This window comes from Xanthomonas sp. F14 (genome assembly GCF_014199865.1).
Genome location: NZ_JACHOM010000001.1, coordinates 1,451,144 through 1,471,940 on the forward strand (window position 1 = coordinate 1,451,144; position 20,797 = coordinate 1,471,940).

Annotated in this window: 18 protein-coding genes and 1 tRNA gene; 11 read left to right on the top strand and 8 right to left on the bottom strand. The window is 67.3% G+C overall.

The window, feature by feature from the left end:
* Window positions 1-44 precede the first annotated feature (44 nt).
* The 6 genes from GGR73_RS06285 to GGR73_RS06310 all read left to right on the top strand — a co-directional run bounded on the left by GGR73_RS06285 (window position 45) and on the right by GGR73_RS06310 (window position 6,086).
* A complete protein-coding gene (locus tag GGR73_RS06285; RefSeq protein ID WP_104569974.1) occupies window positions 45-1,982 on the top strand; it encodes a heme lyase CcmF/NrfE family subunit in 1,938 nt (645 codons plus the stop codon).
* A complete protein-coding gene (locus GGR73_RS06290; RefSeq protein WP_024939984.1) occupies window positions 1,975-2,577 on the top strand; it encodes a DsbE family thiol:disulfide interchange protein in 603 nt (200 codons plus the stop codon). Before GGR73_RS06285 ends, GGR73_RS06290 begins: the two co-directional genes overlap by 8 nt.
* Window positions 2,574-3,008, top strand: coding sequence for a cytochrome c-type biogenesis protein (locus GGR73_RS06295; RefSeq protein ID WP_184378258.1), 435 nt, complete (start codon window positions 2,574-2,576; stop codon window positions 3,006-3,008). The genes GGR73_RS06290 and GGR73_RS06295 overlap by 4 nt, the downstream gene beginning before the upstream one ends.
* The gene (locus GGR73_RS06300) at window positions 3,008-4,021 is read left to right on the top strand and encodes a c-type cytochrome biogenesis protein CcmI/CycH (protein ID WP_184456062.1); all 1,014 of its coding nucleotides are present in this window, start codon (window positions 3,008-3,010) and stop codon (window positions 4,019-4,021) included. Before GGR73_RS06295 ends, GGR73_RS06300 begins: the two co-directional genes overlap by 1 nt.
* Before the next feature lie 446 nt (window positions 4,022-4,467).
* Entirely contained in the window at window positions 4,468-5,670 is a 1,203-nt protein-coding gene (metX, locus tag GGR73_RS06305) for a homoserine O-acetyltransferase MetX (RefSeq protein WP_184456064.1), read from the top strand.
* Entirely contained in the window at window positions 5,664-6,086 is a 423-nt protein-coding gene (locus tag GGR73_RS06310) for a DUF1294 domain-containing protein (protein ID WP_184456066.1), read from the top strand. Before metX ends, GGR73_RS06310 begins: the two co-directional genes overlap by 7 nt.
* Before the next feature lie 57 nt (window positions 6,087-6,143).
* Here GGR73_RS06310 and cydC read toward each other — a convergent pair whose 3' ends face one another.
* Both cydC and cydD read right to left on the bottom strand, forming a co-directional pair.
* The gene (gene cydC / locus GGR73_RS06315) at window positions 6,144-7,820 is read right to left on the bottom strand and encodes a thiol reductant ABC exporter subunit CydC (protein WP_184456069.1); all 1,677 of its coding nucleotides are present in this window, start codon (window positions 7,818-7,820) and stop codon (window positions 6,144-6,146) included.
* Window positions 7,817-9,562, bottom strand: coding sequence for a thiol reductant ABC exporter subunit CydD (gene cydD / locus GGR73_RS06320; RefSeq protein ID WP_184456518.1), 1,746 nt, complete (start codon window positions 9,560-9,562; stop codon window positions 7,817-7,819). Before cydD ends, cydC begins: the two co-directional genes overlap by 4 nt.
* Before the next feature lie 148 nt (window positions 9,563-9,710).
* On the opposite strand from cydD, the gene GGR73_RS06325 reads away from it, so the two are divergent.
* The 5 genes from GGR73_RS06325 to GGR73_RS06345 all read left to right on the top strand — a co-directional run bounded on the left by GGR73_RS06325 (window position 9,711) and on the right by GGR73_RS06345 (window position 14,191).
* Entirely contained in the window at window positions 9,711-11,333 is a 1,623-nt protein-coding gene (locus GGR73_RS06325) for a cytochrome ubiquinol oxidase subunit I (RefSeq protein ID WP_184456071.1), read from the top strand.
* Window positions 11,334-11,349: 16 nt separating this feature from the next.
* Window positions 11,350-12,501: a cytochrome d ubiquinol oxidase subunit II gene (gene cydB / locus GGR73_RS06330; RefSeq protein ID WP_039521843.1), complete on the top strand. Its 1,152-nt coding sequence runs from the start codon at window positions 11,350-11,352 to the stop codon at window positions 12,499-12,501.
* A 92-nt stretch (window positions 12,502-12,593) separates the two neighbouring features.
* A complete protein-coding gene (gene cydX / locus GGR73_RS06335) occupies window positions 12,594-12,704 on the top strand; it encodes a cytochrome bd-I oxidase subunit CydX (protein ID WP_024939993.1) in 111 nt (36 codons plus the stop codon).
* Window positions 12,705-12,764: 60 nt separating this feature from the next.
* A tRNA-Pro gene (locus tag GGR73_RS06340) sits at window positions 12,765-12,841 on the top strand.
* Window positions 12,842-12,964: 123 nt separating this feature from the next.
* Window positions 12,965-14,191: a CynX/NimT family MFS transporter gene (locus GGR73_RS06345; protein ID WP_184456520.1), complete on the top strand. Its 1,227-nt coding sequence runs from the start codon at window positions 12,965-12,967 to the stop codon at window positions 14,189-14,191.
* On the opposite strand, the gene GGR73_RS06350 is transcribed toward GGR73_RS06345, so the two are convergent.
* The 6 genes from GGR73_RS06350 to GGR73_RS06375 form a co-directional block, all read right to left on the bottom strand.
* Window positions 14,172-16,085, bottom strand: a complete 1,914-nt coding sequence (locus GGR73_RS06350; RefSeq protein ID WP_184456073.1) for a CocE/NonD family hydrolase — start codon at window positions 16,083-16,085, stop codon at window positions 14,172-14,174. The two genes, GGR73_RS06345 and GGR73_RS06350, sit on opposite strands and share 20 nt — an antisense overlap.
* Before the next feature lie 127 nt (window positions 16,086-16,212).
* Entirely contained in the window at window positions 16,213-17,457 is a 1,245-nt protein-coding gene (locus tag GGR73_RS06355; protein ID WP_184456074.1) for a glutamate-5-semialdehyde dehydrogenase, read from the bottom strand.
* 158 nt (window positions 17,458-17,615) lie between these two features.
* Window positions 17,616-18,770 (bottom strand): glutamate 5-kinase, encoded by a 1,155-nt coding sequence (gene proB / locus GGR73_RS06360; RefSeq protein ID WP_184456076.1) that lies wholly within the window; start codon window positions 18,768-18,770, stop codon window positions 17,616-17,618.
* Between the two features lie 13 nt (window positions 18,771-18,783).
* The gene (locus GGR73_RS06365; RefSeq protein WP_024939998.1) at window positions 18,784-19,044 is read right to left on the bottom strand and encodes a YciI family protein; all 261 of its coding nucleotides are present in this window, start codon (window positions 19,042-19,044) and stop codon (window positions 18,784-18,786) included.
* On the bottom strand, window positions 19,044-19,397 hold the full coding sequence (locus GGR73_RS06370; RefSeq protein ID WP_024939999.1) for a cupin domain-containing protein: 354 nt from the start codon (window positions 19,395-19,397) through the stop codon (window positions 19,044-19,046). Before GGR73_RS06370 ends, GGR73_RS06365 begins: the two co-directional genes overlap by 1 nt.
* The gene (locus GGR73_RS06375; protein ID WP_054591571.1) at window positions 19,397-20,692 is read right to left on the bottom strand and encodes an argininosuccinate lyase; all 1,296 of its coding nucleotides are present in this window, start codon (window positions 20,690-20,692) and stop codon (window positions 19,397-19,399) included. The genes GGR73_RS06370 and GGR73_RS06375 overlap by 1 nt, the downstream gene beginning before the upstream one ends.
* Window positions 20,693-20,797 lie beyond the last annotated feature (105 nt).

Genomic DNA, 20,797 nt, shown 5'->3' on the forward strand with positions numbered 1-20,797 from the left:
CGGCAAGCGTCGCACCACTGCCTGCCCGCCAACGCGCCAACCCGATGCTGCCTGAGCTCGGCACCTTCCTGCTGATTCTGGCCTTGCTGGTGGCCCTGGTGCAGGCCGCGCTGCCGCTGGCCGGTGCGCAGCGTGGGCGCAGCAGCTGGATGGCGGTCGCGCGGCCGGCCGCGTTGCTGCAGCTGGGCCTGATCGCAGCGGCCTTCGCGCTGCTGACGCATGCCTTCCTGGTGCAGGATTTTTCGGTGCGCTATGTCGCCGAGAATTCCAACAGCCTGCTGCCGGTGATGTATCGCTACTCGGCGGTGTGGGGTGCGCACGAAGGCTCATTGCTGCTGTGGACGCTGGTGCTGGCGCTGTGGACCGGGGCGGTGGCGCTGTGGTCGCGGCAGTTGCCCGCGCAGGTGGTGGCGCGCGTGCTCGGGGTGATGGCGCTGGTCAGCATCGGCTTCCTGGCGTTCCTGCTGTTCACCTCCAATCCGTTCGCGCGCTTGTTGCCGGTGCCGCTGGAAGGCGCCGACCTGAATCCACTGTTGCAGGACCCGGGACTGATCATCCATCCGCCGATGCTGTATTGCGGCTATGTCGGCTTTGCGGTGCCGTTCGCCTTCGCCATTGCCGCATTGCTGGAAGGCCGCATGGATGCGCGCTGGCTGCGCTGGACGCGGCCATGGACCAATGTGGCCTGGGCCATGCTCACCGTCGGCATCGCGCTTGGCAGCTGGTGGGCGTATTACGAGCTGGGCTGGGGCGGCTGGTGGTTCTGGGACCCGGTGGAAAACGCCAGTTTCATGCCGTGGCTGGTGGGCACCGCCTTGCTGCATTCGCAGGCGGTCACCGAAAAGCGCGGCAGCTTCGCCAGCTGGACCTTGCTGCTGGCGATCGCCGCCTTTTCGCTGTCGTTGCTGGGCACCTTCCTGGTGCGCTCGGGCGTGCTGACCAGCGTGCATGCGTTTGCGGCCGACCCGTCGCGCGGCCTGTTCATCCTGGTGTTCCTGCTGGCGGTGGTCGGTGGTTCGCTGTTGCTGTACGCGTTGCGTGCGCCGCGCCTGTCGCTGGTCGATGACCCGCGCCGCGCGTTCGCCGGCAGCTCGCGCGAAACCTTGCTGCTGTTGAACAACCTGCTGCTCGCCTGCGCCTGCGCAATGGTGTTGTTGGGCACGCTGTATCCGCTGCTGGCCGACGCCTTGGGCCTGGGCAAGCTGTCGGTGGGGCCGCCCTACTTCGGCACCTTGTTCCTGGTGCTGATGGCGCCCTTGGTGGCGCTGTTGCCGTTCGGCCCGCTGACCCGCTGGCAGCGCGAGCAGGCCTCGCGTCCGCTGGCGATGCTCGCACCATGGGCAGGCCTGGCGGTTGCCGCAGGCGTGCTGGCCTGGTTCGCCGCGCCGCAGGGCGAGTGGAAGGCGGCACTCGGCGTGGCCGGCGCGGCCTGGGTGCTACTGGGCACGCTGCGCTTCCTGTGGACGCGGCGCGCAGCCAAGGGCCGGAAGCTCACCGCCGAAATGCTGGGCATGCTGCTGGCGCACCTGGGCGTGGCGGTGTTCCTGGCCGGTGCGTTGCTGGTGGAATCACTGAGCCTGCAGCGCGAGGTCGCACTGGCGCCCGGGCAGCAGATGCAGATCGGCCGATACGCGCTGCACTTCGATAATGTCGAAGAGCTGCGCGGGCCCAATTACGTCTCCGACCGTGCCAATCTGCAGGTGTTCAAGGACGATGCGCCGGTCGGCCTGCTGCATGCGGAAAAACGCCGCTACGCCAGCGGCGGGCAGACCTTGACCGAGGCGGCGATCCGTCCCGGCCCATTCGGCGACCTGTATGTCGCGCTTGGCGAACCCCTGGGCAATCAGGCCTGGGCGGTCCGCGTCCACCTCAAACCGTTCGTCCGCTGGATCTGGCTGGGGGCGCTGCTGATGGCGCTTGGCGGCCTGGTCACCGCGGCCGACCGGCGTTTTCGTCGTTCTCCGGAGATCCAAGATGGTTGAGTCACGTTCACCCCGCCTGCCTACTGCGGTTCTGGTGGGTGCCATCGTGCTGCTGCTCGCGCTGGCAGCGCTGCTGGTCTATGCGGTGGTGCGCTCCGGTCAGGACGATCGCGATGCCCTGCCCTCTGCGCTGATTGGCAAGCCGGCGCCGGAGTTCGCGCTGCCGCTGCTGCACGACCCCAGCATCGTGGTGCATGCGCGCGAACTGCGCGGCGCGCCGTACATCATCAACGTGTGGGGCAGCTGGTGCCCGGCCTGCCGCGAGGAGCACCCGGTGCTGAGCCGCTTTGCGCTGACCAAGCGCGTGCGCGTGATCGGCTACAACTGGAAGGACGAGCGCAACGATGCGCTGCGCTGGCTCGAACAGCTGGGCAACCCCTACCTGCTGGTGGTCGCCGACAAGGATGGCCGTACCGCGATCGACTTCGGCATCGCTGCGGCACCGGAGACCTTTCTGGTCGACGGGCGCGGCGTCGTGCGCTGGAAGTACAGCGGCATGCTCACCCAATCCATCATCGACACGCAGCTGATTCCGGTGCTGAGCAAGATCGAGCGCTCGCCCAGTGCCGCTCCGGACCTACACGCCAAGCAATGATGCGCGCCTGGCTGCTGACGCTGCTGCTGTTGCCCTGGCTGGCGCTGGCCCAGCCGGTCGGCGACCCGGCGCCGCTGCGCTACGCCTCGGTTGAAGAAGAGGCGCGCTTCCATGCGCTCACCGCCGAGTTGCGCTGCGTGCAGTGTCAGAACCAGTCGCTGGCCGATTCCAATGCGCAGATCGCCCAGGACCTGCGCCGCGAAGTACTGGCGCTGATGCATGAAGGCCGCAGCGATGCGCAGATCCGCCAGTTCCTGGTCGCGCGCTATGGCGAGTTCGTGCTGTACCGCCCGCGCGTGGAATCGCGCACCTGGCTGCTGTGGTTCGGCCCGCTGCTGGTGTTGCTGCTGGGTGCTGGCGCCATTGTGTTGCTGGTGCGCCGACGCAGCGTGGCTGCGCCCGCCCTGCCCGCCGATGAGCAGGAGTGGTGATGGTCGGCTTCGTCAGTGCGGTGGTGCTGCTGACCCTGCTTGTCTTCGGCGTGGCGCTGCGGCCGCTGTGGCGCGAGGCGCGCGGGCTGACCGCCAGCATCGCGGTGTTGCTGCTGGCGGCGAGCACGGCACTGTACTGGCTGGTCGGCACGCCGAGCGCGATTCAGGCGCCGGCCGAGCGGCCGGCCACGCCACGCTCGCTGGATGAGGCCATCGTGCAACTGCGCGCCGCACTGGCGCGCAATCCCGATCAGGCCGAAGGCTGGGTATTGCTGGGGCGCTCGCTGTCCAGCCAACAGAAATTCGCCGAAGCGCGCGATGCGTTTGCGCGCGCGGCCGCGCTGCGCCCGGACGAGCCGGATGTGCTGGTGGCTGCCGCGCAGTCGCGCATGCTCGCCGACGACAGCGGGCACCCTGATCCGCAGGCCATGCGCCTGCTGGAACATGCGCTGGCGGTGCAACCGGACCATCAACGCGCACGCTGGTTCCTGGGCGTGGTGCAGCGCCAGGCCGGTGAACCGGCCAAGGCCAGCGAGACCTGGGAGCCGTTGTTGCGCGTGGTGGATGCCTCTACCCGACCCGGCCTGCTGGAACAGATCAACGCCGCGCGCCAGGAAGCCAGGCTGGCGCCGATCCAGGCACCGGCTGCGCCTGCCGCCGATGCAGCCAGCGGCAAACGCATCCAGGTACGCGTGACGCTGGATGCCGAGTTCGCCAAACGCACCGGGTTGCCGGGCGACACCAGCGTCTTCGTGATTGCGCGCGCCGCCGACACGCCGATGCCGGTGGCGGTGGAAAAACACGCGCTGCGCGAGCTGCCGTTGACCATCACCCTGGACGACGGCGACAGCCCGATGCCGACGCGCACGCTGTCGTCGCTGGACACCGTGCAGGTGCTCGCCAGGCTATCGCGCAGCGGCAACGCGATGCGCCAGGCCGACGATGTCGAAAGCGTGCCGGTGATGGTGGGACTGCCCACTGCCGCGCCGGTGGAGCTGGTGATCGGCCGCTGATTGCCCGCCACGTTTGGTGACTACGCTTGAGGCCAATGGACCAAAAGCGGTTAACAGAAAACGCAGGCACGCCATCACGTTGTCAGCTGCCGTCAGCGTCATCTGGATAATCCAAGCCGCGTTGGTCGAACGCGCGATGCCCTCGCCGCGCCAGAGAGTGAATCGGTTGCGTTGTTGAAACCATGCACCCCGACAATCTCCACTGGTCCTTGCCCGCCCACCGTCGCGGGACCTTACGCGGCATAGATGCCGCGTAAGAGCCTACAAGGACGTACTTGCGGCGTGTCCTGCGACGGTGGGCGGGCAAGGGCCCTGCAACCAAACCGCAGATGCGCCGCTCTGCAGAGTGGCATCACACAGAGCAACGACTCAAACCGATTCCCAATTCCCGAATCCCCATTCCCATCCTGCCCCCCGGCACCTGCCATGGCAGATAGAATTGCCGCATGACCGAATTCATTCCCCCCGGCACGCTGTTCCACGCGCTGCCCTCGCCGTTTCCGATGAAGCGCGGTGGTGTGCTGCTGCAGGCGCGTGTCGCCTACGAAACCTGGGGCACGCTGGCAGCCGATCGCAGCAATGCGGTGTTGATCGTCACCGGTCTGTCGCCGAATGCGCATGCCGCGGCAAATCCGGCCAATCCCGAGCCGGGCTGGTGGGAAGCAATGCTCGGGCCTGGCAAGCCGATCGATACCGAACGCTGGTTCGTGGTCTGCGTCAATTCGTTGGGCAGCTGCAAGGGCTCGACCGGCCCGGCGTCGATCGACCCTGCCACCGGCACGCGGTATCGCCTGGGTTTCCCGGAACTGTCGATCGAAGATGTGGCCGATGCCGCAGCCGACGTGGTGCGCGCGTTGGGCATCGAACAACTGGCCTGCCTGATCGGCAACTCGATGGGCGGCATGACCGCACTGGCGTTGTTGCTGCGCCACCCCGGCATCGCGCGCAGCCATATCAATATCTCCGGCAGTGCGCAGGCGCTGCCGTTCTCGATCGCGATCCGCTCGCTGCAGCGCGAAGCCATCCGCCTGGATCCGCACTGGAACGGCGGCCATTACGACGACACGTGTTACCCGGAGTCGGGCATGCGCATGGCGCGCAAGCTCGGCGTGATCACCTACCGCTCGGCACTGGAATGGGACGGCCGCTTCGGCCGCGTGCGGCTGGATTCCGAACAGGCCGCCGACGATCCGTTCGGCCTGGAATTCCAGGTCGAAAGTTATCTGGAAGGCCATGCGCGCCGCTTCGTGCGCTTCTTCGATCCCAACTGCTATCTGTATCTGAGCCGCTCGATGGATTGGTTCGATCTGGCCGAGTATGTCGACAACAGCCCGTCCATCGACGCGCGGGTCGATGGCACGCAAGCCGACAACGCTGCGGTCGCCGCCAGGCCGGATACAGGCATCTCGACCGACGCCACGGTGCTGGCCGGACTGGCGCAGATCCGCATCGCGCGTGCGCTGGCGATCGGTGCCAACACCGACATCCTGTTCCCGGTGCAGCAACAGGAACAGATCGCCGAAGGCCTGCGCGCCGGCGGTGCCGAGGCACACTTCATCGGGCTGGATTCGCCACAAGGCCACGATGCCTTCCTGGTCGATTTCGCACGCTTCGGGCCGGCGGTACGCAACTTCCTGGACGCTTGCTGATTTCCAGACCTGCGCAACGGCGGCGTGGTCCGTCACGGCAGCAGAGCCTGCCGCGCAAGACGCTGGCGCTGCTGTTCCTGATCGGCATGACTGCCATGGTGGTTGCAGGCCGCCTGCCGGCGCTGCTGGCGCTGTGGTACGCGGCTGCAAGCTTGCTGGCGATGCTGGTCTACCGGCTCGACAAGAGCGCAGCCCAACGCGGCCGGCAACGCACACCGGAAGCCACCCTGCACCTCATCGCACTGCTCGGCGGCTGGCCGGGCGCGTTGCTGGCGCAGGCGCTGTTCCGGCATAAATCCAGCAAGGCGGCCTTCCAGCTGCGGTTCTGGATCACTGTCGTAGCGAACGTCGCCGCCTTGTATTGGGCATGCCGCCAACCTGCGCTGCTGGCAGCACTCCACGCATTGCTGGGGTAAGCGGCGCATGCGTGATACATGCGCGCAACCGGTCAGTGCGAACCGGCAACAGCATCCTCAGGCCAACGGCTCCAGCGCACCGGCCCGCAGGCGATAACGTCGCTGCACCACGCCATCGGGCACGCTGTCGTGGGTGATCATCACAAGGCTGCGCTCGCCCAGCGCGGCAGCTAGATCCAGCAGCAAGGCGTGTGCGGTATCCACATCCAGGCCGTCGGTGGGTTCGTCCAGCAGCAGGATCGGCGCCTCGCGCAGCAAGGCGCGCGCCAGCGCCAGCCGGCGCGCCTGGCCGGCCGAGAGCGTGGCGCCGTTTTCGCCGACCCAGGTGTCCAGACCGTTCTGCGCGGTGGCCCAGGCGCGCAGGCGCACCTGGTCCAGCGCGTTCCACATGGCCGCATCGCCTGCGCCGGCATCGCCGATGCGCAGGTTGTCGCGCACCGTGCCGGCAAACACCGGGGCATTCTGCGGCAGCCAGGCGATGCGTTGATGCCATTGCGCCTGCGCGAAATGGCGCAAGTCGATATCGGCGTAGCTCACCTGCCCGGCCTGCGGGTCCCACAGCCGCAACAGCACTGCGGACAAGCTGCTCTTGCCGCTGCCGCTGTCACCGTTGATGGCGATGCGCTCGCCAGGCGCCAGGCTCAGATCGAGCGCCTGCAGCAGCGGGCGTCCACTGCCCGGCCACGCAAAACTGACCTGTTGCAGGCGCAGCGTGCCGCTGCGTGGCGCATCCACTGGCTGCGACGGATCGACGACCGACGGCGCCTGATCGACGATGGACTGCAAGCGCCTGGCCGCAACGCGCGCGCTCTGCAGCGCCTGCAAGGCGAGCCCGGCGCCGGCCCAGACCTCCAGCAATGCCATGGTCAGGAACACCAGCCCGGCCGCCATTTCCGCAGCAATCAATCCACGTTCTGCCGCGCTCAACCCAAGCCACAACATGCCGGCCAGACCGATACCGCCGCAGACCGCATGCAGCAGGTTGCCGCCGATCAGGCGACGGCGCTGCAGGCGATCGCCATCGACCACCGCCGCCGCCGTTGCATCGACCTGATGCAGCCAGGCACCTTGCGCATCCACCGCAGCGAGATCGGCCGCACCTTCCAGGCCCTCGAACGCCTGCGTGCGCAAGGCGGTGCGTTGCCGGGCGCGCAGCTGTTCGCGCTGCGCACCGCCGCGCGCCACCTGCCACGGCACCACACCGCCGATGACCACGCCCAGCACCACCAGCAACACGCCAGCCGGCGGATAGATCAGCGCCGCTGCCGCCACGCCGGCCACCCAGATGCCGAGCAATGCGCTCAACGGCGCCAGCGCGCGCACGCTCACGCCATCGACCTCGCCGATGTCGGACATCAGCCGCGCCAGCAGATCGCCGGTGCGCGTGGCCGACAGGCGGCCCGGCGCCAGCGGCAACGCGCGGCGGAAGAACCACACGCGCAGGTCGCGGGCGATGCGCAGCGTGGCGTCGTGGCCGATCAATTTTTCGCCATAACGCGAAACGATGCGCGCAAAGGTCAGCGCGCGAATGCCGGCCGAGGGCGAAAAGAAATTGAAGCCGCTGCCCATGCCGGCGACACCGGCCAAAGCAGCGGCGGTCAGGAAACTGCCGGACAGGCCGAGCAAGCCCACGCCGGCCAGCATGGTGACAAGGACCAACAGCGCCGACAGCAGCAGGCGCCAAGCATGCCGGCGAAACACATCGCGCAGACGGTCGGGCTGTGTGCCGTTCATGGCAGCTCCGCTGCGACGGTGGCGCCGCGCAGGTCGATCACAGTGTCGGCCCAGCGCATCACCGCGGCGCTGTGCGTGGCCAGCACCACCGCGCGGCCGCGTGCGAACACACCCAGGGTGCGCAGCAACTCCGCTTCGGTGTCCGGATCGAGAAAGGCAGTGGGTTCGTCCAGCAGCAACAGGTCCGGCTCGCGCAGCAACAGCCGCGCCAGGGCCACGCGCCGTGCCTCTCCACCGGACAACCCGAAGCCGCGCTCGCCGATCTGCGTGTCCAGGCCCGCAGGCAGCTGCGCGGCAAAGCGCAGCACCTGCGCGGCGTCGGCCACCGCGTGCAGGCGCGCAGCGCCGGCCTGCGGATCGGCCAGGCGCAGGTTGTCGGCGATGCTGCCGTGAAACAGATACGGCCGCTGCGTGGCATAGCCGATGCGGGTCCCCGGCCGCAGCACCACGCTGCCGGCCTCCGGCGCCAGCCAGCCGGCCAGGCCCTCCAGCAAGGTGCTCTTGCCGCTGCCACTGGCACCGATCACGGCAACGCGCTGCCCGGGCTGCAAGGTCAGCGAAAAATGCGCGACCACCGTGTGCGGCGCGCCCGGCGGCCGTAGCGCAAGATCGCGCGCCTGCAAGAGCGGGGCGTGTGCCTGGGCCGGTTCCAGTGCACGCAAGGGCGGCACCGTCACCGGTGGCGTTGCCGATGCCGGCGCGAAGCCTTCCAGCAGGCGCTCGGCTTCGGCCACCGCCGCCAGCGCATTGGCACGGTCGTGGTAATGCGCCGCCAGCCGCCGCAACGGCGCAAAGAATTCCGGCGCCAGCAGCAGGCAGAACATGCCCGCGCCCAGCGTCGGCAAGCCGTGCAGATCGAGCATGCCCAGATAGGTCAGGCCGAAGTACAGCGCCACGATCGCCACGCTCACCGAGGCGAAGAATTCCAGCACCGTGGACGACAGGAAGGCGATGCGCAGCACCTTGAGCGAACGCTCGCGCACGCCTTCGGCCGCCGCGGCAATGCCGCTCAACTCGGCCTCGCCGCGGCCATACACGCGCAACAGGCCCAGGCCCTTGAGGCGATCGGCAAAGTGCCCGCCCATGCGTGCCAGTTCGCTCAGCTGGTCGCGCCCGGCGGCTTCGGCGCCCCAGCCCACCAGCATCATGAAGAACGGAATCAGCGGTGCGGTCAGCAGCAGCACCAGGCCCACCACCCAATCGACCGAAAACACCGCGACCAGGATCAGCGGCGGCACCAGCAGCATCTCGGTGCGTGCGAGCTGGTAGCCGACGAAGTAGCCCTCCAGCGCATCGGTATGCGCCAGGCTCAATTCGCCCAGTTCGCCGCTGCGCTGCCGGCGCAGCCACACCGGCCCATGCTGCACCAGGCGGCGCGCGATGCGGGCACGCAGTTCGCGCCTGGCCACATCGGCCACCTCGCCGGTCAGCGACTGCGCCCAGGCATTGAGCAGCGCGCGCCCTACCAGCGCACAGACCAGCCCCGCCCCCACGTCGCGCAATTGCGCCAGCGCCAGATGCTGCACCAGCACCGCCTGCAGCAACCACGCGATCGCCGCCGCCTGCGCCAGCAGCAGCACCCCAGACACCGCCACCGCCACGCCGGCCAGGCGCCGCGCACGCGTGGCCGGGGCCGCCAGTGCATCCAGCCATTGGCCGCGTTGACGGCGCTGGGCTGGCGTTTCGCTGGCTCGCACGCTGGGCTGGCTCACATCGCTCTCAAGGAAGACATCGTGTTGCAAGCGATTGTAAGTCGCCACTTCCCGCTACGGGCTGCGCATTGTGCCGCACCCGCCCGCCTCGGCATTGATCTGGATCAACGCGCGTGTCGCGGCAAGCGCAGATGATCGGCTGCATTCCTTCATCGACACCCAACCAGGCCCACCCGCCATGATCGACTCGACAGTTGTTGAACTGTCGCGGCTGCAGTTCGCAGTCACCGCGATGTACCACTTCATCTTTCCGCCGCTGACCATGGGCCTGTCGTTCCTGCTCGGCATCATGGAAAGCGTCTATGTGATGACCGGCAAGGACATCTGGCGGCGCATGACCATGTTCTGGGGCGTGCTGTTCGGCATCAACTTTGCCATGGGCGTGGGCACCGGCATCGTGATGGAATTCGAGTTCGGCATGAACTGGTCTTACTACAGCCATTACGTCGGCGACATCTTCGGTGCGCCGCTGGCGATCGAAGGCCTGATGGCGTTCTTTCTGGAAGCGACCTTCCTGGGCCTGTTCTTTCTCGGCTGGAACCGGCTGAGCAAGGTGCAGCACCTGGCCACCACCTGGCTGGTGGCGCTGGGCAGCAACTTCTCGGCACTGTGGATCCTGATCGCCAACGGCTGGATGCAGAACCCGACCGGCGCGGTGTTCAACCCGGACACCATGCGCATGGAAGTGGTCGATTTCATGGCGGTGCTGTTCAACCCGGTGGCACAGGCCAAGTTCGTGCACACCGTCAGCGCCGGCTACGTGCTCGGCGCGGTGTTCGTGATGGCGATCAGCGCGTTCTATCTGCTGCGCGGCACCCATGTGGAGATGGCGCGGCGTTCGTTCGCAGTGGCTGCCGCGTTCGGCCTGTTGTCCTCGCTGTCGGTGGTGGTGCTCGGCGACGAGAGCGGCTACGCCGCCAACGAACACCAGAAGATGAAGCTGGCGGCGATCGAGGCGATGTGGGAAACCGAAGCCGCCCCGGCCGACTTCACCGCATTCGGCATTCCCAACCAGCAGACCCATCGCAACGACTACGCGGTCAAGATCCCGTACCTGATGGGTCTGATCGCCACACGTTCGCTGGACCAGCCGATCCCCGGCATCCTGGAACTGGTCGGCCGTGCCGAGCATCGCATCCGCGGCGGCCAGATCGCCTACGGCGCGCTGCAACGCATCCGCGCCAACAAGGACGATGCCGAAGCGCGCAAGGTCTTCGAGGCACATTGGCAGGATCTGGGCCACGGCCTGCTGCTCAAGCGCTATCGCGACGATATCGGCAATGCCACGCCGCAGCAGATCGCCCAGGCGGCGATGGACACCGTGCCGCGGGTGCTGCCGCTGTTCTGGACCTTCCGCATCATGGCCGCCATCGGCATCTACCTGATCGCCTTCTTCGCCATCGCGTTCTGGTTCGCCTGCAAGCACAACTTCCAGGAAAAACGCTGGTTCCTGACCCTGGCGCTGTGGAGCCTGCCGCTGCCGTGGATCGCGATCGAGTGCGGCTGGTTCGTGGCCGAGTACGGCCGCCAGCCGTGGGCGGTGGAAGGCGTGCTGCCGACCTTCTATGCCGCCTCGGGACTGGATCTGTATGAAATCGTGTTGACCCTGGTCGGCTTCACCGCGCTGTACACCACGCTGTTGGTGATCGCGATCAAGCTGTCGCTGAAGACCATCCGCAAGGGCCCGGATGCGCTATTTCCACCGAGCCAACGCACCCCGTCGCCGCACGGCAGCTCGCCCCACGCGTCCTCACCCGACGCCCCATTGAGCACCGGCGCGCTGGCCGGCGGCGCACCGTAAGCCAGGAGAGACAACCATGGATTTCATCTTGCTCGACTACACCACATTGCGCGTGATCTGGTGGCTGTTGCTCGGCGTATTGCTGTCCGGCTACGCGGTGATGGGCGGCTTCGATCTGGGCGTCAGCACCCTGCTGCCGCTGGTGGCCCGCAACGATGCCGAACGCCGGCTGGTGATCAACACCATCGGCCCGGTCTGGGAAGGCAGCCAGGTCTGGCTGATCCTGGGCGGCGGCGCGATCTTCGCCGCATTCCCGCCGTTGTATGCGGTGAGTTTTTCCGGGTTCTATCTGGCGATGTTCCTGATCCTGTTCGCACTGATCCTGCGCCCGGTCGGGTTCAAGTTCCGCGGCAAGCTGGCCGACCAGCGCTGGCGCAGCAACTGGGACTGGGCGTTGTTCGTCGGCGGCTGCATTCCGGCGCTGATCATGGGCGTGGCGGTCGGCAATGTGCTGCTCGGCGTGCCGTTCCACTTCGACGACAGCATGCGCATTTTCTACACCGGCAATCTGTTCGGGCTGCTGACGCCGTTCGCGCTGCTCGCCGGCCTGCTCAGCGTGGCGATGTTGATGGCGCACGGCGCGGCGATGCTGGTACTCAAGACCGACGGACCGGTGGCCGAGCGTGCGGCGCGTTTCGGCAGCATCGCCGCGCTCTGCGCGGTGGCGCTGTTTGCCGCCGCCGGTGCATGGGTGGCGCTGGGTCTGCCGGGCTATGCAGTGACTTCGCTCCTGGCCACCGATGCGCCGACCAATCCGCTCGGCAAGACCGCCGCACTCACCGCAGCCGGCGGCTGGCTGCACAACTACAGCAGCATGCCGGCCACATTGATGGCACCGCTGATCGGCCTGGTCGGGCTGGCCATGAATGCGCTGCTATTGCGTGTGCGTCGCGGCGGCCTGGCGTTCATCGCCTCGGGTTGCGCCATCGTCGGCATCGTCTTTACCGTCGGCTTTGCGTTGTTCCCGTTCCTGTTGCCCTCGTCCACCGCACCGAGCGCAAGCCTGACGCTGTGGGATGCCTCCAGCAGCCGCCTGACGCTGTGGATCATGCTGCTGGCGACCACGCTGTTCATGCCGATCGTGCTGGCCTACACAAGCTGGGTCTATCGCGTACTCAAGGGCAAGGTCACCGCCGACGAACTCTCGGCCAATCCAAACGCCTACTGAGCATGCCCGCTGCGCGTTGCGATGCACAGCTGCCTCGCGCTCGCAGCAGGCCTCAACCTCACACCTGCTTCAACGACTCAAGGAGAACGACAATGTGGTACTTCGCCTGGATCCTCGGCACCGGTCTGGCCGCACTGGCGGCCGTGCTCAACGGCATGTGGTTTGAAGCACGCGAGCCGGAGCGTGGCCAACCGCATCAGTAAAATTATTTTCGCTAGATGCTTGCCGATTCCGCATTCCCTATGTAACATACGCGGCTCCTTCGGGGTGTAGCTCAGTCTGGTAGAGCGCTACGTTCGGGACGTAGAGGTCGCAGGTTCGAATCCTGTCTCCCCGACCAGTTTCAAAACACAAAACCGGCCTTGTGCCGGTTTTGTGTTTTCAGGCGCTGGCGCATGCATGCGCGCAGTGCGGATGGTCTGTCATGTCTGTTGTCATTGCCGCTGCCTCCCCGTCCGCCCGGTTGCGTGGTCGCGGCTTGGTGCTGGCTGCCATTTTGTTGTCCGCCTTCAACTTGCGTACCGCGGTGACGTCGTTGACGCCGCTGCTGGAACGCATTGCCGACGAGTACGCATTCGGCGCGCCCACCATGGGTGCGCTCGGCATGTTGCCGACGGCTGCATTCGCACTGACCGGTGTGGCCACGCCGGCCTTGCTGCGCCGCTTCGGCCTGCTGCGCACCGCGCTGCTGTCGATGGCATTGGCCACTGTCGGCCTGGTGTTGCGCCCGCTGCTGCCGGGCACTGCCGGACTGCTGATCGGTTCGTTGGTGGCACTGGCCGGCATGGGCATGGGCAACGTGGTGTTGCCGCCGCTGGTGAAGCGCTATTTCGGCGATCGCGTCGGCGGCGTCAGCACGCTCTACATCACCGTATTGCAGGTCGGCACCCTGCTGCCGGCACTGCTGGCGGTACCGGTGGCCGATGCGCTGGGCTGGCGCAGCTCGATGGTGGTGTGGGTGTTGCCGGCACTGCTGGCATTGGCGGCCTGGGCCATGGTGCACACCAGCCACCGCCGCATCCGCGCGACCGGGCCGGCACCGGTCACGCCCACGTCCGAGGCCGAGGGCCGCGTGGCACGCACCGCCCTGGGCTGGAGCATGGCGGTGACCTTCGGCATGACCTCGCTGGTCACCTATTCGATGTTCACCTGGTTGCCGACGCTGCTGCGCGAAGCCGGCGCCTCGCCCGCGTTCGGCGGCACCATGGTGGCGCTGTTCGCGGCACTGGGCATGGTCGGCGCCTTGACCATGCCGGCGCTGGCGGTGCGCATGCGCAACCCGTTTCCGATCGTGCTGCTGTGCGCGGCCTGCCACCTGGTCGCGTTTGCCGGGCTGTGGTGGGCGCCGCTGGCCGCGCCGATCCTGTGGGTGACCCTGCTCGGCCTGGGGCCGAGCACGTTCCCGCTGGCCTTGGTGCTGGTCAATCAACGCAGCCGCACTGCGGCCGGCTCGGCGGCCCTGTCCGGGTTCTCGCAGGGCATGGGCTATGCGGTGAGCTGCCTCGGGCCATTCCTGTTCGGCTGGCTGCATGCGCACCACGGCGGCTGGACCTCGCCGTTCGTCTTCCTGGTGATCTGCATCCTGGTGCAGCTGGCGGCCGCCTGGGTGGCCTGCCGTCCGCAGTTGTTGGAAGACGTCTGGGCGCCGCCGCCACGCGGCGCCCGCGCGGTCAACGTACCGGCAGACTGATGTAGCTGGGCTGCTCGGGGCTCACATAGACGCGCTGGGTGGCCTTTCGATAATCGCCGGGCTTGGCGAAGAAGATGTTGTCCACGTAGGTCTGCGGATTGCGGTCGTACAGCGGAAACAGGCTGGACTGCACCTGCACCATCACCCGGTGGCCCGGCTGGAAGGTGTGGTTGGCGGTCGGCAGGCCGAACTGGAACGCCAGCGGCTGATTGGATGCCAGCGGCTTGGGCGTGCTGAAACTCTCGCGATAGCGGCCGCGGAAGATCGCCAGCGACACCGGCAGCTCGTAGCCACCCATCTTGGGACTGGACGCCATCTCGTCCGGATACACGTCGATCAGTTTCACCACCCAGTCGCTGTCGCTGCCGCTGGTGGAGGCCTGCAGATGCACTTCCGGTGCACCGGCGATCTGCAGGGGTTCGGTCAGCGGCTCGGTGACGAAGGTCAATACGTCCGGGCGGCCGTCGACGAAGCGCTGGTCCTGCACCAGCCAGGTGGTCCACATGCTGCGATCGCCGAAGTCCACCGGCCGCGGCACGAACGGCACCGGCTTGGCCGGGTCGGCCACGTACTCCTCGAAACCGGGCTGCCCCGCCGCCGGCTGCTGGAACGACAGCTTGCCGCCGGCCTGCAGGTACAGCGGTTTGCTGCTCGACGCACAGCCCTTGGCGCAGCTGCGCGGCCAAGCCTGCAGACGGTCCCAATGATTCTCTCCGGTGTTGTAGATGAACACCGGCGGCGTGCTCGCCTTGGGTGCGCCATCGACCAGGTATTGATCGAAGAACGGGCGCAGTACGTCGTGGCGGAACTGGCGCGCGGTATCGCCGTCGAAATTCAATGCGCCCAGCGCGCTGCCGTCGTAGTTGACCTGGCTATGCCGCCACGGCCCCATCACCAGGTAGTTGAGCGTATTGCTGCGGTCGCGCGGCTCCATCGCCGCGTAGCTATGGATGGCACCCCACATGTCCTCCTGGTCCCACAGCCCCTGCAACCACATGGTCGGCACCTTGAGCGGGGTGCGCGCCATCACCTTGTCCAGCGCCTGCTCCTGCCAGAACGTATCGTAGGCGGCGTGTTCGGTGAGCTTGTGCCACCACGGCAGCTGTTCCAGGCCGGCGGCCCTGGCGAAATCGCCGGCCGATCCGGCGCGCAGCAGGTTGCTGTAGTCGTCATGGCCCTGGCGCGCGATGCCGCTGCCCTTGCCGCGCTGGGTGAGCTGGCCGGTGAAATAGTCGAAGTTGACCTGGCGGAACGCGCCGTAGTTGAACCAGTCGTCGCCCATCCAGCCGTCGATCATCGGGCTTTCCGGCACCGCGACCTTGAGCGCCGGATGCGGGTTGGTCAACGCCATCACCACGGTGAAGCCTTCGTAGGACGAGCCGATCATGCCGACCTTGCCGTTGGATTCCTTGACGTTTTTCACCAGCCAGTCGATGGTGTCCCAGGCATCGGTGGCATGGTCGACCTCGCTGGGATTGAGCGCACCACGCAGCGGCCGGGTCATCACGTAATCGCCTTCGGAGCCGTACTTGCCGCGCACGTCCTGGAGCACGCGGATATAGCCGCCTTCGACGAACACGTCGTCGCCCTGTGCGAGCAGGTCCTTCATATGCGGCGAGGCCATGCGCTCGGTGCGGCCGCTGGCGTTGTACGGCGTGCGCGTCAGCACCATCGGCGCATTGCGCGCGCCCTTGGGCAGCACGATCACCGTATGCAGCTTGACCCCGTCGCGCATCGGAATCATCACCTCGCGCTTGATGTAGTCGTTGGCGGCATCACCTGCCACGAACGGCTTGCCGGTGATGTCCGGCGTCATCGGCGAAGTTTGCGCCAGCGCGCTGCCGGTGGCGGCGGCAATGGCGGTGGCGAGCAGGCAGGCGGCAAAACGGCGCATCGACGACTCCGGAACGTGCAGGGGCAGTCGTCGACTGTAGGCAGAGCGCGGCCTGCCGGGGGAGTGTCAAAGGTCGTGGTTGCCGGGTAGGTAGTGGTGGCCGGGTGGCTGGCCTGCGTATCGCCGATCAGTGCCGTACCTGGCCCTGGCCCCGCACCACGAAGCGCTCCACCGTCAGCGCCTCCAGGCCCATCGGGCCGTAGGAATGCAGGCGCGTGGTGGAGATGCCGATCTCCGCGCCCAAGCCAAGCTCACCGCCATCGGAGAAACGCGAGGAGGCGTTGACCATCACCACCGCCGAGCGCAGCGATTGCACGAACCGCTCGGCATTGGCGGCATCCTGCGTGGCGATCACCTCGGTGTGGTCCGAGCCGTACTGGCGGATATGCGCCAGCGCGGTGTCCAGATCCGGCACCACCCGGATGGCCAGGATCAGGTCGAGGAATTCGGCGGCGTAGTCGTCGTCGCTGGCAGCTGCGACGTCGGGCAACAGTGCGCGCGTGGCCGCATCGCCATGCAGCTCCACCTTGCGCTCGCGCAGGGCCTGCGCGGCCAGCGGCAGAAAGCGCGCCGCGATGTCGGCATGCACCAGCAAGGTCTCCAGCGCATTGCAGGCCGAGGGCCGGCTGGCCTTGCCATCGACCAATAGACGCACGGCCAGATTCACGTCCGCCGACGCATCCACGAACAGATGGCACACGCCCTTGTAATGCTTGATCACCGGCACGCGCGCATGCTCGGCCACGAAGCGGATCAGCCCTTCGCCGCCACGCGGAATCGCCAGATCGACGATGTCGCTGAGTTGCAGCAGCTCCAGCATGGTCTCGCGGCGCAGATCCTCGACCAGGGTCAGCGCCGCTTCCGGCACGTCAGCCTCGCGCAGGGCGCGCTGCAGGGCGCGCGCAATCGCAGTATTGGAGTGGATCGCTTCCGAGCCGCCACGCAGGATCACGCCATTGCCGGCCTTGATGCACAGTGCTGCCGCATCGGCGGTCACATTCGGGCGCGCTTCGTAGATCATCGCGATCACCCCCAGCGGCACCCGCACCTTCTGCACGACGATGCCATTGGGGCGAACATCCTCGCGCGTGACCTGGCCGACCGGATCGGGCAGTTGCGCCACCTCGCGCAGCGCGGCTGCGATGCCGTCCAGGCGCTTTGTGTCCAGCGCCAGACGATCCAGCATCGCAGCACCAACCCCCTTCTCACGCGCCGCCTCCAGATCGCGCGCATTGGCCGCCAGGATCACCGCCGCATCCTGTTCCAGCGCGGCCGCCATCGCCTCCAGCAAGGCCTGCTTGGCAGACGCGGACAGTTGCGACAGCACTTGCGCGGCATCACGGCATTGCAGGGCTAGGGTTTTGATGGTCATTGGAGGGCCGGGATTGGGGAGTCGGGATTGGGGATTGGCAAAAGCGGCAATACCGTTTTATCACCACAGGGAATCAGTCGTCGGGACACGGAGGCAACGTTAGGGAAACGCGGTGCATACGCGTTTGCAAATCCCCAATCCCGACTCCCCAATCCCCGCTACAAAAGCACCAAATCATCGCGATGCACCACATTCTCGCCGTAGCTGTAACCGAGCACGGGCTCGATCTCGCGCGAGTGGCGGCGGGCGATGCGGCGGATATCCACCGCCGAATACTGGCTGACGCCGCGTGCCAGGCAGCGCTCGCCGGCGTCGTCACGCAGGTGGATCTCCACCATGTCGCCACGCCGGAAGTCGCCCTGCGCACCGGCCACGCCGCCCGGCAGCAGCGAGGCGCCCTTGTCGGTCAGTGCAACGGCGGCACCGGCATCGATCAGGATCGCGCCCGCTTCCACCGGCGCATGCCGCAGCCAGTACTTGCGGGCGGCAATGCGCGTGCGTGCGGCGTGGATACGCGTGCCGTGCAGGCGATCCTGCGCCAGGGCACGCACCACATCGCCATTGCGGCCGTTGAACAGATAGGTTTCGATGCCGGCCGCGCCGGCCTTTGCGGCGGCTTCCAGCTTGGTGCGCATGCCGCCGGTGCCCACGCTGCTGCCGCTGCCGCCGGCCATCGCCAGCACCTCGGCGGTGAGTTCGGCCACCTCGTCGAGCGGCCTCGCCAGCGGATTGCTGCGCGGGTCGGCGCTGTACAACCCGTCGATATCGGTGGCGATGAACAAGGCATCGGCATCAACCAGGGCGGCGACGATCGCGGCCAGGTTGTCGTTGTCGCCCAGCTTGAGCTCGTCCACCGACACGGTGTCGTTTTCGTTGATCACCGGCAACGCGCCCAGCCGCAACAACTCGCCCAGGGTGGCGCGTGCGTTGAGATAGCGGCGGCGATTACGCAGGTCGTCGTGGGTGAGCAACACCTGCGCCACCGGGCGCTCGAAAAAGCGCTGCCAGAGCGCGATCAACTGTGCCTGCCCCAGCGCAGCCAGCGCCTGGCGCGCGGCGATCGGCGCACCGGCCTCGGCAGCCTTCGGCAGGATCGCGCGGCCGGCCGCCACCGCACCCGACGACACGATCACCAGCTCGCGCCCGGCCATCAGGTTGGCCGAGACGAACTGCGCCAGCCCCAGCGCAAAACGCGGCGACAGGCCACCGCCATCGGCGGCGAGCAGGCTGCTGCCGACCTTGAGCACCGCGCGTCGCCATGGCGGCAGCGCCTGCTCGGTAAATGACGCAGCAGTGGCGATGGGCGTGCTCATGGCGACAACCTGCTCAGTGCGTGTTCCACTCATGGACGGTCAGCGTGGAGGCATCGCGCAGCGCCAATGGGTCGCGCGCGACGATCTGCTGTGCGTCTTCCAGACTGGGGACGTTGATCAATACGTATGCGCCACCGCTGCCATCGCTGAAGCCGCCGGTCAGTTCCAGCTGCCCGGCCGCCCGCAGCGTGTCGAGAAATGCACGGTGCGGCTGCACCACATCGGCCGGAAAATCCGGCTTGCGCATCGCCAGCACCAGATAGCGTGTCGCCATCAGCCTGCCTCCTTGTCGGGTGTTGCCTCGCTACGGCCGAACGGCGCGGAAATCACCAGAAAGCGCGCTTCCATCTCGGACAGGTTGTGCATCTGATGGGTGGAACCGGGCGGCACATGCAGGCCCTGCCCGACCCCGAGCACATGCTGCTCGCCATCCAGCTGCAGCATCACCTCGCCGGCCAGCACATAGAAAAAATGCCGCGCGCGGCTGTGCCGGTGACGCAGCTCGGCCGCGCCGGGCGGCATGTGCTCTTCGAGCACGCTCAGGTTGGGGTCGCGCAACAGGTGCCAGCCGTCGCTGGCTTCGCCCCAGGGGTAATGCTCGGCGGTGTCGGTGCTGATCGCGGCCATCAGACCAGCGCCTGCCAGCGGGCACGCAGGACGTCCAGCTGCAGATCTGCGGCGGCGCCTGGCGAGACGCGGGCGGCCAGGCTGCCTTCCGGCGTGCGCCCCTGCCCTGCGGTGTCGGCCGATTCCGCGGCCGCCTTGTAGGCCTCGCGGAACGGCACGCCGGCAACCGCCGCTTCCACCGCCACGTCGGTGGCGTACATGCCCGAATCGATCGCCGCACGCAGCTTGTCCGGGCGCCATTCCAGATTGGCCAGCAGGGCCGGCAGCAGTTCCAGCGCCGCCAGGCCGCGCCCGAAGCCGTGCACGATGGCGCCCTTGCTGCTCTGCAGGTCGCGGTGATAGCCCGATGGCAGCGACAGCAGCTGTTCGATCTCGGTCCGCGCGGCGGCCACGCTGGCGTGGGTGGCACGCATCAGTTCGATCACGTCGGGGTTACGCTTGTTCGGCATGATCGAGCTGCCGGTGGTGTATTGCGCCGGCAACGCGACGAAGGCGAACTCGCCGCTGGTGAACAACGACAGATCCCAGGCGATCCGGCGCAGGTCCAGCGTTGCGCTGCCAAGCGCCTCGAGCGCGGCCAGTTCGTACTTGCCACGCGAGAGCTGCGCATAGATCGGCGACACCTGCAGCCGTGCAAAGCCCAGCTCGGCAGTGGTGTGTGCACGGTCCAGCGGCAGGTTGACGCCGTAGCCGGCCGCAGTACCGAGCGGATTGCTGTCCACCAGGCGCAAGGTATCGGCCGCACGCACCGCGTTGTCGATAAAGGCCTCGGCCCAGCCCGCCCACCACATGCCGGCCGAGGACACCACCGCACGCTGGATATGCGTATAGCCCGGCACCGGCAGCGCAGCTTCTGCCTGCGCGCGGTCCAGCGCCACCTTGGCGATCTCCGCGCCAAGCTCGGCCACGCGTTGCAGCTTGTCCTTCAACCACAGGCGCGTGGCGACCAGGATCTGGTCGTTACGGCTGCGCCCGGTGTGGATCTTGCGGCCGGCATCGCCCAGCCGTTCGGTCAGGCGCGCCTCGATCGCCGAGTGGCAATCCTCGTAGCGCTCGTCCAGCACGAACGTGCCACTGCGGAAATCGGCCGCCAGCAGGTCCAGCTGTTCGCTCAGTCCGCCCAGCTCCTGCAGCGACAGGATGCCGATGTGCTGCAGTCCCTGCGCATGCGCCTTGCTGGCAGCGATGTCGTACAGGAAGAACTCGCGGTCCAGGATGACGTCGTCGCCGGCCAGGAAGCTCTGGATCTTGGCGTCCACCGCCACGCCGGGTTTTTGCCACAACAGATTGGTCATCGGAAAGCGTCTCGAAATAAATTGTCAGCTTAAATCCCCGCACACGGAGGTGCGGGCTGTCGCGAGGGACTCGCACCTTTGAATCCCCGCACAAGGATGTGCGGG

Bases quoted from the DNA above. Each gene is read 5' to 3' on its own strand.
- GGR73_RS06285 (WP_104569974.1), top strand. From the start codon at position 45: ATGCTGCCTGAGCTCGGCACCTTCCTGCTGATTCTGGCCTTGCTGGTG.
- GGR73_RS06290 (WP_024939984.1), top strand. From the start codon at position 1,975: ATGGTTGAGTCACGTTCACCCCGCCTGCCTACTGCGGTTCTGGTGGGT.
- GGR73_RS06295 (WP_184378258.1), top strand. From the start codon at position 2,574: ATGATGCGCGCCTGGCTGCTGACGCTGCTGCTGTTGCCCTGGCTGGCG.
- GGR73_RS06300 (WP_184456062.1), top strand. From the start codon at position 3,008: ATGGTCGGCTTCGTCAGTGCGGTGGTGCTGCTGACCCTGCTTGTCTTC.
- metX (WP_184456064.1), top strand. From the start codon at position 4,468: ATGACCGAATTCATTCCCCCCGGCACGCTGTTCCACGCGCTGCCCTCG.
- cydC (WP_184456069.1), bottom strand. From the start codon at position 7,820: ATGAACGGCACACAGCCCGACCGTCTGCGCGATGTGTTTCGCCGGCAT.
- GGR73_RS06325 (WP_184456071.1), top strand. From the start codon at position 9,711: ATGATCGACTCGACAGTTGTTGAACTGTCGCGGCTGCAGTTCGCAGTC.
- cydB (WP_039521843.1), top strand. From the start codon at position 11,350: ATGGATTTCATCTTGCTCGACTACACCACATTGCGCGTGATCTGGTGG.
- cydX (WP_024939993.1), top strand. From the start codon at position 12,594: ATGTGGTACTTCGCCTGGATCCTCGGCACCGGTCTGGCCGCACTGGCG.
- GGR73_RS06350 (WP_184456073.1), bottom strand. From the start codon at position 16,085: ATGCGCCGTTTTGCCGCCTGCCTGCTCGCCACCGCCATTGCCGCCGCC.
- GGR73_RS06355 (WP_184456074.1), bottom strand. From the start codon at position 17,457: ATGACCATCAAAACCCTAGCCCTGCAATGCCGTGATGCCGCGCAAGTG.
- proB (WP_184456076.1), bottom strand. From the start codon at position 18,770: ATGAGCACGCCCATCGCCACTGCTGCGTCATTTACCGAGCAGGCGCTG.
- GGR73_RS06365 (WP_024939998.1), bottom strand. From the start codon at position 19,044: ATGGCGACACGCTATCTGGTGCTGGCGATGCGCAAGCCGGATTTTCCG.
- GGR73_RS06370 (WP_024939999.1), bottom strand. From the start codon at position 19,397: ATGGCCGCGATCAGCACCGACACCGCCGAGCATTACCCCTGGGGCGAA.
- GGR73_RS06375 (WP_054591571.1), bottom strand. From the start codon at position 20,692: ATGACCAATCTGTTGTGGCAAAAACCCGGCGTGGCGGTGGACGCCAAG.